Genomic DNA, 14,689 nt, shown 5'->3' with positions numbered 1-14,689 from the left:
GAACTTTAGTTTTTTCATCGTTATTTATTATAAAAAAGGCATTTATTATTCTGATTTGAACGGGGCTAAAGCTCGTTACCGTAAGGAAATCCACTCACCTTAAAACCCATAAATATTGAGTTTGCAAGGGTGTGCCCATTTATGCAACTTAGCTAATGACACCTCATTTTTTGTCGTCAATATACACCCGTCAGCGCTGGCGTTATCCTGTATATGAAGAGAATAATTATGAGTGATAAAACCAAAAATAAACCACTACCTTCCTTTATTGAAGAACGCTTAAACCATTACATTGAAGATCTCATTACCCAGAACGAAAGCCAAACACACTTAGTTCTGGGTCAACGTCCTAGGCGCAATTCAGTTGTGATGCAAAGCAATGATTACCTTGCGCTATCGCACAACAAACAGATTCAACAAGCCCACCAGCACGCGATTGCTGAACATGATGACAACATCGTCATGTCGGCGATTTTCTTACAAGACGAGGATTCAAAACCCGCCTTTGAAAATGAGCTCGCGAGCTACGTAGGTATGGAAAGCTGCTTGCTGTCTCAGTCTGGCTGGGCGGCGAACATCGGCTTACTGCAAACCATCTGCCCACCACAAACTCCTGTGTATATTGATTTCTTTGCCCACATGTCTTTATGGGAAGGTATTCGATCCGCAGGCGCGAGTGCGCATCCATTTATGCACAATAATATGAGCCACCTGCGCATGCAGCTTGAGCGGTACGGCTCTGGCGTCATAGTTGTGGATTCGGTCTATAGCACCATTGGCACAATTACCCCACTCCGCGACATCTACGAAATGGCGCAAGAGTTTGATTGTGCACTCGTGGTTGATGAATCGCATTCTCTGGGGACTCATGGCACCAAAGGTGCTGGCCTCGTTGAAGCACTTGGGCTGACTAACCAAGTCGATTTTATTACTGTCAGCTTGGCCAAAACCTTTGCTTACCGTGCTGGCGCAATCCTTGGGCCAAAGCAGCTATCGGAAACACTTCCCTTTGTCGCGTACCCTGCGATTTTTAGTTCAACCGTATTACCACATGAGGTCGCTCGCTTAGAAACAACCTTAGCGGTAATAAAAGAGTCCGATGAAAAGCGAGAAGCCCTATTCAAGCGCGCCAAATCGCTCACTACAGGCCTTAAACAGATTGGCTTTAACATCCGCAGTGAATCTCAGATAATCGCTTTAGAGTGTGGTAGTGAGAGAAATACTGAACGTGTGCGTGATTTCTTAGAGGAACGGGATGTGTTCGGTGCGGTTTTCTGCCGTCCTGCAACTGGCAAGAACAAAAACATCATCCGCTTCTCTGTGAATGCAGATATGACACCAAGTGATGTCGAACATGTGCTCACGGTTTGTCACCAGGCATATCATCATCCAGAACTAGAGTTCGTTTAACTCGGGGCACATTAATTTAATCACCAACTAAACGGCAGGACGGAATGGACGCTATCATGTCGAAAAACTAAAAGAGCCCAGCCTATTGCTGAGCTCTTCATCAAATTAACTTGGTCTACTTCAAACCTCAAACACAGTCGCGTACAAGCCCACTATATCCAATGGGCAATCTTGTCGAATAATCGGTTCTTGTCTGCCGGTTTCACAATAAAGTCCGACATGCCTGATGACTCCATTTTCTCTAGCGTAACTGGCGAGCTGTCCCCCGTATGCGCAATAATCGGCACCGAAGAATAAGGCTTATTCGCGCTTCTAATGAGTCGAGAAGCTTCGACGCCGTCCATAATGGGCATTTCAATATCCATCAAAACTAAATCAATGGCCTCTGAATCTAGAGCATCTAATGCCTGTTGACCGTCCTCTTTCTGTACCACATCAAAGCCTTGTTTTTCCAACAACATCGCCGTAAAACGACGTAGAGACTCGTTATCGTCCACGACCATAATGGTACGCTTATTTGCATTTTCAATCGGCTTAGCGGCCACCGAAGGCATCACGTAATTCGAGTCAAACAATAAACGGTCAATCGTTGCTTTGGTATTCAGCAGCCATACTTGAGTTTCGACCCAAATCGGTTCAAATGAAATATTCCTCACCCGTTGAATAGGATGATGTTCATACAAGTAAACAATTCGCGCTTCTGTAAACGACAACAAAGACTCGAGCTTATCAAGGCTGCTTGCCCTCAAATCCAAACTCTCCATGTCGACGAATACTAAATCAAATTCGAACTGATACTCTTTGTTTTTAAGTGCTGATGCCACATCCAAAGTCGTGAGGTCAAATCCCATAAATCGAGACATTTCCGTCATTTTCTTATTCAGGACGGTTTGATCACTCACCATCAGTACCGACTTCAATTTCCTCAATTCACTCTTAATTTCATTGACGGAATTTGACGTCAAGGATGGGAATGTCATCGTGAACTGAGTCCACTGTTCCACCTCTGATTGGCATTTGATCTCACCACCAAACGAGCGCATCACCTTCTGACAAAATGGTAGGCCTAACCCGTAGTTGCCTGATTTACCTGTCGTATAGAAATCTTGGAAGATGCGACGGATAGCATCACTCGAAATCCCAGATCCGTTATCCGTCACTACAATTTGATTGGTCACGTCATCACTGCTCATGGTGACATGGATATGAAAATCTTCAGGGCTACGATGATGGAAAGCATTTTTGAATAGGTTGTACATCACGTACTTCAGTAAGGTATCACTCCCTAAGAAGTCAAAGTCGTTTTGCACATCCAAAGATATGGCTGATTTGTCTGCAGCGCGCTTGTAGTTAAAGCTGTCGATTGAGTCCTCAATCACTGATTGCGCGGAGTGCTTTTTGAAGGTAGAACGAGATACACGATTCTCATCAATTGACGTTAAAAGCAGATCAATAGTTTCGTTGCCTGAATGGATGATTTCCATCGCCTCATCACCGACGTCACGCAGCTGTTTTAACTCTTCGACGCTTAGCGAATATGGCTCTTTGATGTCCCCACTCTTTGGGTTTGGCAGTATCGATTGAATAACATCAATAGAAGTTAACAAGCCACTAAGAGGGTTTCTCATTTCGTGTGCAATACCAGCACCAAAAGATTTTGCCAGGGATACCTTATTCTCGTGTTCCACCTGATTGCGGAAATAGAACAGGTTACCGAATAGATAGATAAACAAGAAAATCGGCACATGCGTCCAGTTCATGTTTATCTCAAGATAGAAGCCTTGTGCCACCCAAGCACACAACGTCGCAATCCCTATTCCGGCAAAGGTTTGTGCAAACATCACTCTTGTGACGTGAACCAAAAGAATATGAAGGAATATTGCCGACATGAAAGACATGACCCAAACATTGGACCAATTGTTCATTAGCAACATGTAGAAGAAGAAACACGGCAGACAGAGCGTAATCGCGACTTGATAATACGCAGGTAGATACTTTCGCCATTCGAAGGGAACGTGTTTACGGAAAATGATACCGAAGAACAACACCGAGCATAATAGGCGGAGAGTCAGATTTTCATAAGGCTGCGGGAACAGATACTCCCACACAACAAAGTAAACAGGGAAACCGACAAAGCCCATCCAACCTACGAGGGTTAGATTCGGTTCAGCATATTGATAAACTTTACGAATAGCGTTCATACGAAATTCTTTATTCTCTAAGCCCAGACGTTTACTCATTTTATAATTGAGTTTTTGTTTTTATTATAACCGAACGATTATATTACACATCACCTCCGAGCAGTGAGGTTTGAATCAAATATATACGCGCTTTTGCATTTAATCTGTTTCAGCCCAGTTGCCAAATACACGAAGACCTCGTTGATACGAGGCCTAATATTGATTTCATTACGTGTTATCTGTCACGCATAAAGCTAGCGTATCGGCAGGTAGATGTTAGTGAGCAAATCACATTCATCCACCTCATGGACTAGATTCACGTACTGGAAAAAGCACGGAAAATCCCTCAAAGATTCGCCACTCTTAGGTAACCACTCACGATATAAGTAGCTGACCGTGTCAGCAATTAAATCATGGTTGCCCTTATGAACAGCAACCGCACAGCGACCACCCGGAATAGTCCCCTTCTTAACACCAAACATATTTTCTGGCACATCCCCGTTATGACTTCCGCAAATATCGAAACGATAGTCATCTTCAGGGGTATCTGAAGGGTCAGAATAAGCCACACCAAATGTGTCACTGGTTTTTACCGGAGAAAAACCCGTCGACTTCCTCCAATCAATAAATTTAGCAGCAGTATTGTAAACCAGCTTTGGGCTTCCTTTATGCTCAATCAGTGCAACCTCTGTTTCGTAAAAATCGACGACTTTCACATCCATTATCTTTTCTCCACTCTTTGGTGAGTTAAACTCATACTTTGAACGCCAATATGGCCAGTTGGGTTGTTTTCTAAATTGAGAAGGTGTCTGCTCAAAGTGCCTCGAAAATGCTCGAGAGAAGGCTTCAAGACTCTCAAAGTGGGCCTCCAATGCAATATCGGTGACACTGTACTCGGGCTCAAAAGCTAAACGAAAAGAAGCGCGCTTTAACCGAGCAAACAACACATACTGAATAGTGCTAATCCCCATAAACGACTTAAAGATCCGGTGAAAGTGGTACTTTGAACTCGCCGCCACTGAGCTCAGCTGTTCCAAAGTTAATGACTCATCCAAATGTCTATCAATGAAGTCACACACATTTCGTATTCGTCGTTCATGATGTTTCGCTACATTCATTTTTGTTACCCAATAAAGAATTCGAAGAGATAATACCGACGAGGCGTTAAGTTCGCCTGATTGAGATTGCGAGACTGACTTAACTGTTGTGTTTAATTCTATATTAAGTGATAACAAAAGGCTCTTTAGCCAATACAGCACTAAAGAGCCTAATCCTACTCAACAATAGATATTGAGCATTGTGATGCCTACTGCATTACAAACTGGGCTAGTTCAGTTCCAACATCGCATTAATCCGAACTATTTCTTGCTGCCATTTCACTTGCAGATCAGGCTTCTGATGCTTTGCTTTACGAGCTTGGTCCTTACTGAGTAATTCTTCGAGCTCGAATAGCCTTTCTAAAAGGCCCTCTTCATCATTTTGCGACTGCTTATCATCTGTTTTAAGCAGCTCAGAACCTGAATCGACACAGGCTTTAGAGTTAGACTGAATCGTCGCAGAGCAAGGTTCCACGTTATGACCTTGATGGCTGACAGACATCGCCTCATACACCGCATCTAAGTAAGTCATTTCCATAAGTTGACCGTCATTGATGTACCAGAATCTATTGCATGATTTTTCGATCAACTCTCGATCATGGCTGACCAACAGTAGCCCCCCGTCGAATTGAGTTAAGCAATTCGCAAGCTCTTCCTTACCTTCAATATCAAGGTGGTTAGTGGGCTCATCCAACAACAGGAAGTGATACTTCGCTAGCGATAGCCCAACGAACAGCAGTCGTGAACGCTCTCCACCACTCAGCTCAGCGATCTTTTGCTCGTGCCTTTCGTAGGTAAAACCCGCGCTAATCAAAGCCATTTTCCTAGCTTCCTGAGACACAGGATAAAATGAGTAAAGTGAATCCAGTAGTGAATGGTCATCACGTAATTGGTGCAAGCTTTGATCGTAATACCCGACTTCGGCATTGAGGTGAAAATAATCATTATCTCCAAGTTGAGACGCCTGATAATTCGCCCACAGTACTTTCAGAAGCGATGACTTACCCGACCCATTTTTGCCTAACACAGCAACACGGTCACCGCTCTTTATCTGTTGGAACAGCACTTCAAACAGTGGCGCTTGGTCGTCAGCGGCGGTAATTGGCACCTCCGACAATTCAAGTAGTCGATTGGCCTTCATGGATTCACCGGACAAACTTAGTGTCCATGGTTCAACGGAGTCTAAACGAGTCATGGTCGAGCGTAACCCTTCGGCTCGCTTTTCCATGCTTTTTGCTTTTCGTGACAGACCTTCATTGTCAAAGTCGCGCCCCCAAATCGCTAAACGATGAGCGCTCTTTTCGATGCGATCGATCTCTTTCTTTTCTGCTTGTTGCCTTTCAGCATCCGTTCGATCTTTATCTTCCAATGCTTTTCGAGCTTCGGTGCACCTTTGGCTAAAGCTAAGTATCCTTTTGTCACGTAACACCCAAGTAGAATCAGTGACGTGGTCGAGTAATCGTTGATCATGCGAAACCATGACAAACGTCCCTCTCCAACCTTTCAGGAACTGCTCTAACCAAAGTAACGTCGGTAGATCTAAGTGGTTACTTGGTTCATCTAGCAACAGGACATCTGGCTCAAGAATCAATGCTCTCGCGACTAACACTCGCGCGTATTGACCGCCACTTAAAGTGCCTATTGGCTGGTTCCAATAGCTTTCATCAAACCCTAAATTAGAAAGAGTAATTTGCGCACGCCATTGTTCTGTTTGCTGCATGTTTAAAGGAAGGTTATCGGTCACAGCATCAAGCATTGAGAGACTCAACAGTCGCTTGGGTAGGTGTTGCTCAATCAAAGCAACTACGGCATTCGAAGCAAAGGAAACATTCCCCACAAAGTCTGGTAAATCTTTGTTTAACAGACGTAATAAAGTACTTTTGCCACAGCCATTACTGCCTATAAGGCCAATGCGGTCACCTTTTTTAATGGTAAAGGAAAGCCCATCAAATAGGCGGCATGATGTTAGATCGTAAGAAATGGATGATGTAGATATTAATGTAGTCATTTGTTTACTCAAGTTTCAAGCGCAACAAAGCGCTGTCGTCATTCGCTGACAACAACCAAGTAAACTAGAGTGAAGAAACTCTATTGAAGGTTATATTGAAATGCTTCGCTCAAGTTTTGGTTATCGCAGCACGATAGTGTTAAAACTTGAGTTTTGGTCGTACCAAAAAATATGCGCGAAGTTAAATTCACACACTTTCATAAAAATCCTCCTTATATTTGTCTTGAGTTGAACATTAGCGCTAAAAGTAAATCACATTAATCGATGAGTCAAAATATTTAGTCGCTTCGTCTTGGGCTTGATTTACAACGTTAGGTGACTGTTACCCGGTGCATTTTTCGTGGAGTATCACCATAATCAATAACGGCATAATGCTGAGTGACCCTGTTGTCCCATATCGCCATTGAGCCCTTGTTCCATTTAAAACGCACTTGATATTCTGGTCGTCGTGCAATTTCAAACAGCTGGCTAAGTAATGAATCACTTTCTTCACGCTCAAGCTCAAGCTCATTGATGTAACGGGTAAATTGCTCGTTGATATATAACGTCTCTTTGCCCGTTTCTGGATGAACTTGCACTAAGGGATGTACCACAGGCGGGTTTTCTTGCGCAGTTTTCAGCAGCGACTTATGCCAATCTAGCTCGATTTGGTCCGATTCAATACCCTCAAATGCGACTAACGAATGCGTTGCCGATAAGCCCCTTAGCTTGTCTTTCATGCTTTCATCTAATGAATCAAACACTGCGGTCATTGAACACCAAATCGTGTCGCCACCGACATCCGGTACATGTTGAGCATGTAATAGAGAGGCTTTAGATGGCAGCTCCCGCCAAGTTAAGTCGGTATGCCAATAACTCTCCATTGGCGCATTACCTCGAGTAGTTTCTATCACACTGACTTGCGGAACTTGTTCTACACGCGGAAAGAAAGGATGAGCGGGTTCGAGATCTCCAAACCGTTTTGCAAGTGCTAAGTGTTGTTCTGGAGAGAGGCTTTGTTCATCCAAGAAAATGACTTGATAAGTAACAAGTGCTTTGTACACATCATCGAGTTCACTCTCACTGCAATCCGAAAGACTTAATCCATGAATACGAGCGCCAATGTGAGGTGTAATGGGTTCAATTTTCAACATACTTTCGCTTATCGGTTAAGAGATATTAAGGGGAAGTCATTTAGCTACTCGTTATTAAACCGGACAGAACCGATTTTTCTTTCCTTACCACGCAACATAAAACGCGTTTATTCGAAAAACAAAAGAAAAGAGCCCCTACACTGGAGCTCTTTTTGTTTGTTGATACTTCCTGTATCCGTAGACAAGTCCAATCTGTAGTACTTTCACCGAAAGCCAGATCATCGATATCTCCAGTTGTGTATCACTATTAAATCTAGCATACAAACTTCGAGCTTTTCTGAGACGTAACCGAAAGTTCGTCGAAGTACCGCCAATTCCTGCTTATCAACCAAAGCAAGCAACGCCATATCCTTTTTTTGCCTCCTACAAACCAAAAACAAAGCCCACAACAGGGTGAGCTTTGGTTATCAGTCTTCTGAACTGACTAAACTAGTGAGTAACTTTTTGAAACCATTGTTCAAACCAAAAGTTAAAAGTTTGCTTGAAGCGTCAAACCACTGTACGCCGAGTATGCATTCAACATCACGTGATATCTGCCGCTTTGGGTGACATTCACCGTACAAGTCTCGCTGTTGCCCGATCGGTAAGGTCGGCAGTCCCACGTACTAAGCGTTGGTTTATCCCCGAAACGTAGATACAGATCCGCATCGCCTGTGCCACCAATGGTGACCACTGTCAGCTGTTGACCCTGCTCTAAGTCCATGTAGAAGTAATCCTTTTGCCCTCGGCTGCCACTCAGTCCATTAACCGGCACGCCAGAGACTAGTTTTCCATCTGGATCTGGTCCAGGTGTTGGACCACCGCAATCCGGTTCACAGCCACTATCAGTCAAACTATACAGCAGTTTATTGGTGGTTCCTCTTGTGTCAGAAACCTTATTCTCCGAGGCTCTTGAGTTCAGTAACCCTGCGAGTTGAAGCGGTGTTAAGCCATTGTTTTCCTGTAAGTACAAGGCTGCAACGCCCGCAACATGTGGCGTCGCCATGGAAGTTCCGCTAATCGTTTTATAGCCGCCATCATACCAAGCAGACTTAATTTGAGATCCCGGTGCGAATAGATCAACACAGCTGCCCCAGTTCGAGAAGCTTGAACGCGAATCAGAGCTGGTTGTGGAGCCCACCGTCACACCACTTGGTACACGAGCTGGTGATGTATTACACGCATCGGCATTTGAGTTACCCGCTGCCAACATAAAGCTCACGCCGGATTGAATTGCGCCTTGTACCGCGCTATCCAATGCGGTTGAACGACCGCCACCTAAGCTCATGTTGGCGACTGAAGGCCCTGATGCATTTTGAGCAACCCAGTCCACACCAGATATTACGCCAGATGTGGTTCCTGAACCCGAACAACTAAGTACTCTTACCCCAACAATATCGACATTTTTAGCCACACCGTACTGGCTACCGCCAATCGTTCCTGCAACGTGGGTACCATGCCCATTACAGTCACTCGAATCAGCATCATTATCCACGAAATCATAGCCAGAAACCGAGCGCCCGCCGAATTCCTCATGATTATTATTAACGCCCGTATCAATCACGTATGCTGTTACGCCAGAGCCATCAAAATTGGCATTATAGTTTCGGTCCAAAGGAAGACTTCTTTGATCAATTCGGTCTAGCCCCCAAATCGCGTTACTTTGAACGGCTTCATTTGAAACAACAGGATCGATACTGAGTATTTGGTCTTGTTCTATATATTCAACGCGAGAATCACGTCTGAGTTGCTTTAATTGAAGTGCGTCTAGATTTGCCACAAAGCCAATAATGGAGCTATCAAAAACATCGTCTGTTTTGATTGAAAACGAATTGGCCATCTGGCCTACCGTTTGTTGAGTGAACTGCTGTAATCCAGCCGCGTCATTCATTAGCATCTGTGGTTGTTTCAATACAACAATATAACGATCAGTGATCGCATCATCTGATGAAGCCAACATCAGTGGAGCAATAGGTTGTTGTAAGTTTTCAGTTGAATTTAAAGCCGAACCTTGAGCCAAACTTGATGCAGAATAGATACCAAATGTGGCTGCAATACAACAACTTAATACTTTCTTTAACATAGCTTGTTCCTTGATATTTTAGGTTTATTGGTTGTTACCTACGACAAACACGAAAATGCAGACAGCTAGCGTTATACGCTCAATACGTGAAGCAACAGTGTTACAAATTCAACCTAAGACAATACGAATGAGATTGCTTATTAATTTATATTCATCTCACTAGGAACTTCGAGTGGGGGCAAACTATTTTGAAAAGCTTATGCAATCACATTTTATATAATTTGATCAAAAGCTCTAATTTTAACAAAAGTCGAATGGTTGGTTAAAAATGGTGTATGTGAGAGGGATCATCTTTACTATTGACATATTACACACCAAAAATCCCGCAAAAACTCAAAAATACAGCATCAAAATTAAAGGTGATTAGTCCTGCTTATAGTGAATAAATATTATTAATTGTACTCGCAGGCAGCTTATCTCTATCTTGGCTACATTACCCAACACCATAAACCAACGCGATTACACAGGGAAAACGATGACCGCCATTACCGATTTAGACATTCTGTTAAAGTCCATGTCACCTGAGCTCATTGAAGGTGATTATGTTTTTTGTACGGTAGATGGAGGACTAGCCGACTATGTCCACCTCAATCCGATGGCGACCTTTCGAGAAAAAGAAGGGTTAACTTTGGTGCTGACAGAAGAAGTGGCGACTCAAGCGCAGTTAAGTTTCGACGGTGTATTTAGCATGATCACTTTATCGGTACACTCGAGCCTAGAAGCCGTCGGGTTAACAGCCGCCTTTGCGACTAAACTTGGCTCGTACGGCATCAGTGCCAATGTGATTGCAGGCTATTATCACGATCATATCTTCGTCCAAAAGCACAAAGCTGATCAAGCCATGAGCGCACTTCGAGAATTCTCAGAAGCAAACTAGCAGAAGCGAACTAGTAACATAAGCGCTCTAAGTAGATGAGTTCGCTTGTTCACGGATAAAGCTGACCAAGAGCTTGGTGAGATGCGTGTGATAGCTCATTGACCGATAATGGATGTAAATCGTTAGTGGGGCTAATTCAAGGTCTAACCGTTGTTCGACTAACGAGCCCCCGTCCAACTCATCTCGACAGAATTCTCTTGGTAACGCTACAAAACCTAACCCTTTGACAGCTATAGCTTTAGCGATAAACCCGCCATCAACATTGATGTCTGACTTGATAGCCACACTCTTCAAGCCTTCTGGCCCACTAAATATCCAGGGGTTACCAGCAAAAGCTTTGTAACTTGAAATACAAGGCATTGCGGACAGCTCCTCAACTGTGGTCGGTGAGCCATATTCCGCCAGACAAGATGGCGAAGCTAAAACCGAACTCTCCCATTGACACAATGGCCGTGAAACCCAGTCGCGATCATCAAGCGAGCCTCGCTCAAAACTAATAACGATATCAGGATCGCTGTTTAACGCGCTTTCTATCGACGTACTGTGTTCGCAAAACAGAGAAACATTGGGGTAGCTAAGAGCAAAATCAGCGAGCACATCACCAATGAAAGGGATGTCTGGTGAGCTCACGCGAATACTGCCTTTCATTGACTCCGTTGAAATGCTGACGTTTTGCAATGTTTGGCTCAATTGACGAAGAGGCTCTCGGATTTCGTTGTAAAGCATTTCACCGGCCGAAGTTGGCGTCACCTTTCTGGTTGTCCGGTAGAACAATTTATTGCCAAGCTCAGCTTCAAGCTGTTGAACATGTCTACTTACCGTTGAGCTAGGAATTAGCAAGCGTTGTGATGCCTTTACAAAACTACTCTGTTCAAAGACACAAATAAATGAGTTCAACCAAGCGTTATCGATCCTTTCCAATTCATTATCCCAAAACTGCTAATACTGAATCTAATATTAGCCTATTTTTCAGGATTATTTATCACGATAAGGTACAGAAAATTCGCTAAGGAGAACAAATTATGACAGCAATCAAATCGAAAATTTTTGAGCGCGATGGATACCAACTCAAAGTAGAGCAGCATGGTAAAGGACCGAAATTATTGATTATTGGCAGTGTTGATTATTACAAAAGAGTGATTCCAACAAGGCTTCACGATCACTTTACTTGTCTGTACCTAGATCATCGAGGCTTTGCTCAAACCTTAAACGACAAGCATAACAACACCATCACTCTAGACATTATTTCCAAGGATATTGAAGCTACCTGCGATCATTTCAATATTCGTAAAACCAGTATTCTGGGGCATTCCGGACACGCGTACATGGCACTCCATTTCGCGAGTTTGACCGATATTCAGATTAATAAAGTAATGGTAGTAGGTGCTCCGCCAAACCTGTCGGAGGCGATGAAAGCTAAGCAATTTCTTTACTGGGAGAACAATGCCTCACACGAGCGAAAGCGCCTTTTGGAGCAAAGCCTTGGAAAGCTTGAACACGATATAAACAGAGAACCACATAGGAAGTTTGCGCACTTGTGTCATAGACTAGGCCCGATGCGTTGGGCAGATCCTAGCTTTAATGAGCTCCCCCTTTGGGAGCAAGTTACAACCAATACGGCGCTACTGGATTCGCTCTGGGGTGATGCCTTTGGCAAAATAAACCTCGCTACGCTACCCCATGCTAACCAACTGGATGTTACAGTCGCCATTGGTGAGCTTGATTTCAGCATCGCACCTTTGGATACGTGGTTGCCTTTAAAAGAGACATTTGGCTCGCTTGAACTAGTGGCGCTTAAAGGTGTATCTCATACTCCGATGTTCGAAACACCCAAGGAGTTTGTTGAGCTAATGTGTCATCACCTACTAGGTTAAACCAACGACCTGTCTAACAGACATTCGAGAATCAGAAGACTGCAACTAGCAAGCACAAAAAAAGCGACGCAATGTACGTCGCTTTGGCTTATTGCTTAACGCAAACAGGCTGATCAGGCATCAGTCCATTAAATGCTTAAGCAAGCTTAAAAGTCGCCACTTTGTCACTTAAACCAGCGGCTTGGCTCTTAAGTTCATTCGACTCAGTTAAACTGTCCTGAGCACCTACTACCAAGTGGTCAGTTACATCTTTAATGGTCGTAATGTTCTGAGTGATCTCACCCGTCACATGGGTTTGCTCTTCTGCTGCAGTCGCAATTTGAGTCGCCATGTCGCTAATCAAGGCAACCGACGTGTTTATCTCTTCTAGCGCGAGAGAAGCTCGATCGTTGCCTTAATCTCTTCCGTTGAAGAGTGAGTGCGCTGAGAAAGCACACGAACTTCATCGGCTACTACGGCAAAACCACGACCTTGCTCACCGGCACGAGCGGCTTCAATAGCGGCATTCAAAGCAAGCAAGTTCGTTTGCTCCGCAATGCCTTGAATGGTGGCTAATACAGTTGAGATTTCTTGAGCGTGTTTATTCAGATCGCTGATCACACTACCCGCTTCGTTCACTTCATTCGCTAGGTTATTGATGGAACCTTTAGTGTCGACAACTAATGCGTGACCGCTGTTGGTGCTCGTCGCTGAGTCTTGCGCGGCTTTTGCCGTTTGCTCTGCATGCGATGCGATCTCTTGCGTTGCACTCGCCATTTCAGTCACGGCCGTAGCGACCATCGTGATTTCTTGCTGTTGATGGTTTAGCTCATTCACCGAAAGGTTTGCACGTTGTGCGCTCTGTTCAGATTGGCTGTTCAACTGCTCAGATTGACTACGGATATGGCCGATTAGCTGCTGCAAGCTGCCGACAAACGTATTGAAGTTCTGAGCAAGCTCGCCCACTTCATCTTGATTATCAACATTAATGCGTTGAGTTAAGTCACCACTGCCGTTAGCAATTTGCGCCAGAGCTTGAGACACATGATTCAGTGGACGGAATAGAATGGTGCAAAGTAAGTTAAATAGTACAGTACAAACCACAACCACCAGCAATGTCACCAACACCTGACCGATAACAGCATCAAAGAGTGGCGCGACCAAAGAGTCATGATTCACCACGCTAATCGTAATTAGATTGGTTCCATCAATCGTGCGTGCGTACAGCACATAATCAGTCCCGTTCAACTCAATGGAAATGTCCTTACCGCTTACCAACGCCTTTTGCACATCTGAAAAGTTCAAACCAAGTGATCTGATATCTTTGTTCAGTAGCTTAGTGTCTGCGTGCGTGTAAACCGTGCCCTTGTTGGTCGCGATAAACATGTAACCTTCACCTGGAAGAATTACTTGCTCAAGGCTGTTCAGAATGTCGGTAATTTCAACATCCGCCCCCAATACCACCTGTTGGCCATGCAATTGCATTGCGGTGCCCAGTGACACTACATTAGCTCCTGTTGCCGCTGCAACCGTAGGGTTGTCCATGAAAACCTTACTTGGATTGGCAACCGCATTGGTATACCAGCCCCACAAACGAGGATCATCATTCCCCGGTGGTAGCACTATCCCGTTGGCATTCTCTTGTGAGCCATCAGGATACGCTAGGAAGACATTATCAAAAGAGCCAGAATCGCGAACCTGTTTCAGGTGAGTAACCAAACTTTCCTTTCGGGACTCTTGAGACAGAGAAGTAAGCGCACGCTCTTTGGATAAGATCCAATCCGATACATATTGATTGTAAGAAGCCGATGCACCTTCTAAGCGCTGTTCAACCTCTGTATCCAATCGCTGCAATGAAGCACGAAATGAAAGTACTTCAACCAAAATCCCCCCCAGGATGATGGCAAGGCTGGCAGAGATCGCCAGCTTATTCTTAAGTGAGAGTTTCTTTAACATAGGAAACCTATAATTTTTATATAAATAGCCCGCAGAAACAGAACCGTTCCCACGCTTAAAGCAAGCTGATATATTTTACACATTAAAATAAATTATAAAATGCCCTAAGATAT

The 14,689-nt window shown here is 44.1% G+C and carries 9 protein-coding genes and 1 pseudogene; 3 read left to right on the top strand and 7 right to left on the bottom strand.

Annotated elements, in window-relative coordinates; genetic code table 11:
- Positions 1–228 precede the first annotated feature (228 nt).
- Positions 229–1,410 carry an alpha-hydroxyketone-type quorum-sensing autoinducer synthase gene (gene cqsA / locus F0228_RS13660; RefSeq protein ID WP_171762315.1) on the top strand — a complete coding sequence of 394 codons (1,182 nt, stop codon included), beginning with the start codon at positions 229–231 and terminating at the stop codon, positions 1,408–1,410.
- Between the two features lie 152 nt (positions 1,411–1,562).
- Here the strand turns inward: cqsA and F0228_RS13655 are convergent, their stop codons facing one another.
- The 5 genes from F0228_RS13655 to F0228_RS13635 form a co-directional block, all read right to left on the bottom strand.
- Positions 1,563–3,611, bottom strand: coding sequence for a hybrid sensor histidine kinase/response regulator (locus F0228_RS13655; protein WP_171762314.1), 2,049 nt, complete (start codon positions 3,609–3,611; stop codon positions 1,563–1,565).
- 233 nt (positions 3,612–3,844) lie between these two features.
- On the bottom strand, positions 3,845–4,708 hold the full coding sequence (locus tag F0228_RS13650; protein WP_061031524.1) for an AraC family transcriptional regulator: 864 nt from the start codon (positions 4,706–4,708) through the stop codon (positions 3,845–3,847).
- A 208-nt stretch (positions 4,709–4,916) separates the two neighbouring features.
- Entirely contained in the window at positions 4,917–6,695 is a 1,779-nt protein-coding gene (locus F0228_RS13645; RefSeq protein ID WP_171762313.1) for an ABC-F family ATP-binding cassette domain-containing protein, read from the bottom strand.
- Between the two features lie 311 nt (positions 6,696–7,006).
- A complete protein-coding gene (locus F0228_RS13640; RefSeq protein WP_061031526.1) occupies positions 7,007–7,828 on the bottom strand; it encodes a TauD/TfdA family dioxygenase in 822 nt (273 codons plus the stop codon).
- 469 nt (positions 7,829–8,297) lie between these two features.
- A complete protein-coding gene (locus tag F0228_RS13635; protein WP_061031527.1) occupies positions 8,298–9,890 on the bottom strand; it encodes a S8 family peptidase in 1,593 nt (530 codons plus the stop codon).
- 475 nt (positions 9,891–10,365) lie between these two features.
- On the opposite strand from F0228_RS13635, the gene F0228_RS13630 reads away from it, so the two are divergent.
- Positions 10,366–10,767, top strand: coding sequence for an ACT domain-containing protein (locus tag F0228_RS13630; protein ID WP_061031528.1), 402 nt, complete (start codon positions 10,366–10,368; stop codon positions 10,765–10,767).
- A gap of 27 nt (positions 10,768–10,794) precedes the next feature.
- Here the strand turns inward: F0228_RS13630 and F0228_RS13625 are convergent, their stop codons facing one another.
- Complete coding sequence (locus F0228_RS13625; protein WP_171762312.1) at positions 10,795–11,688, bottom strand: LysR family transcriptional regulator; 894 nt, start codon at positions 11,686–11,688, stop codon at positions 10,795–10,797.
- Positions 11,689–11,789: 101 nt separating this feature from the next.
- Between F0228_RS13625 and F0228_RS13620 the strand changes: the two genes are divergently transcribed.
- Entirely contained in the window at positions 11,790–12,641 is an 852-nt protein-coding gene (locus F0228_RS13620) for an alpha/beta fold hydrolase (protein ID WP_116870420.1), read from the top strand.
- A gap of 136 nt (positions 12,642–12,777) precedes the next feature.
- Here F0228_RS13620 and F0228_RS13615 read toward each other — a convergent pair.
- Positions 12,778–14,576: pseudogene (locus F0228_RS13615) on the bottom strand (methyl-accepting chemotaxis protein).
- Between the last annotated feature and the right edge of the window lie 113 nt (positions 14,577–14,689).

Origin of the sequence: Vibrio sp. 99K-1 (genome assembly GCF_013114585.1) — a bacterium.
In the GTDB taxonomy this organism is placed as follows: Bacteria; Pseudomonadota; Gammaproteobacteria; order Enterobacterales; family Vibrionaceae; genus Vibrio; species Vibrio chagasii_B.
Note: the sequence above shows the minus strand (reverse complement) of the source record. Positions and strands in the feature narration are given on the sequence as shown.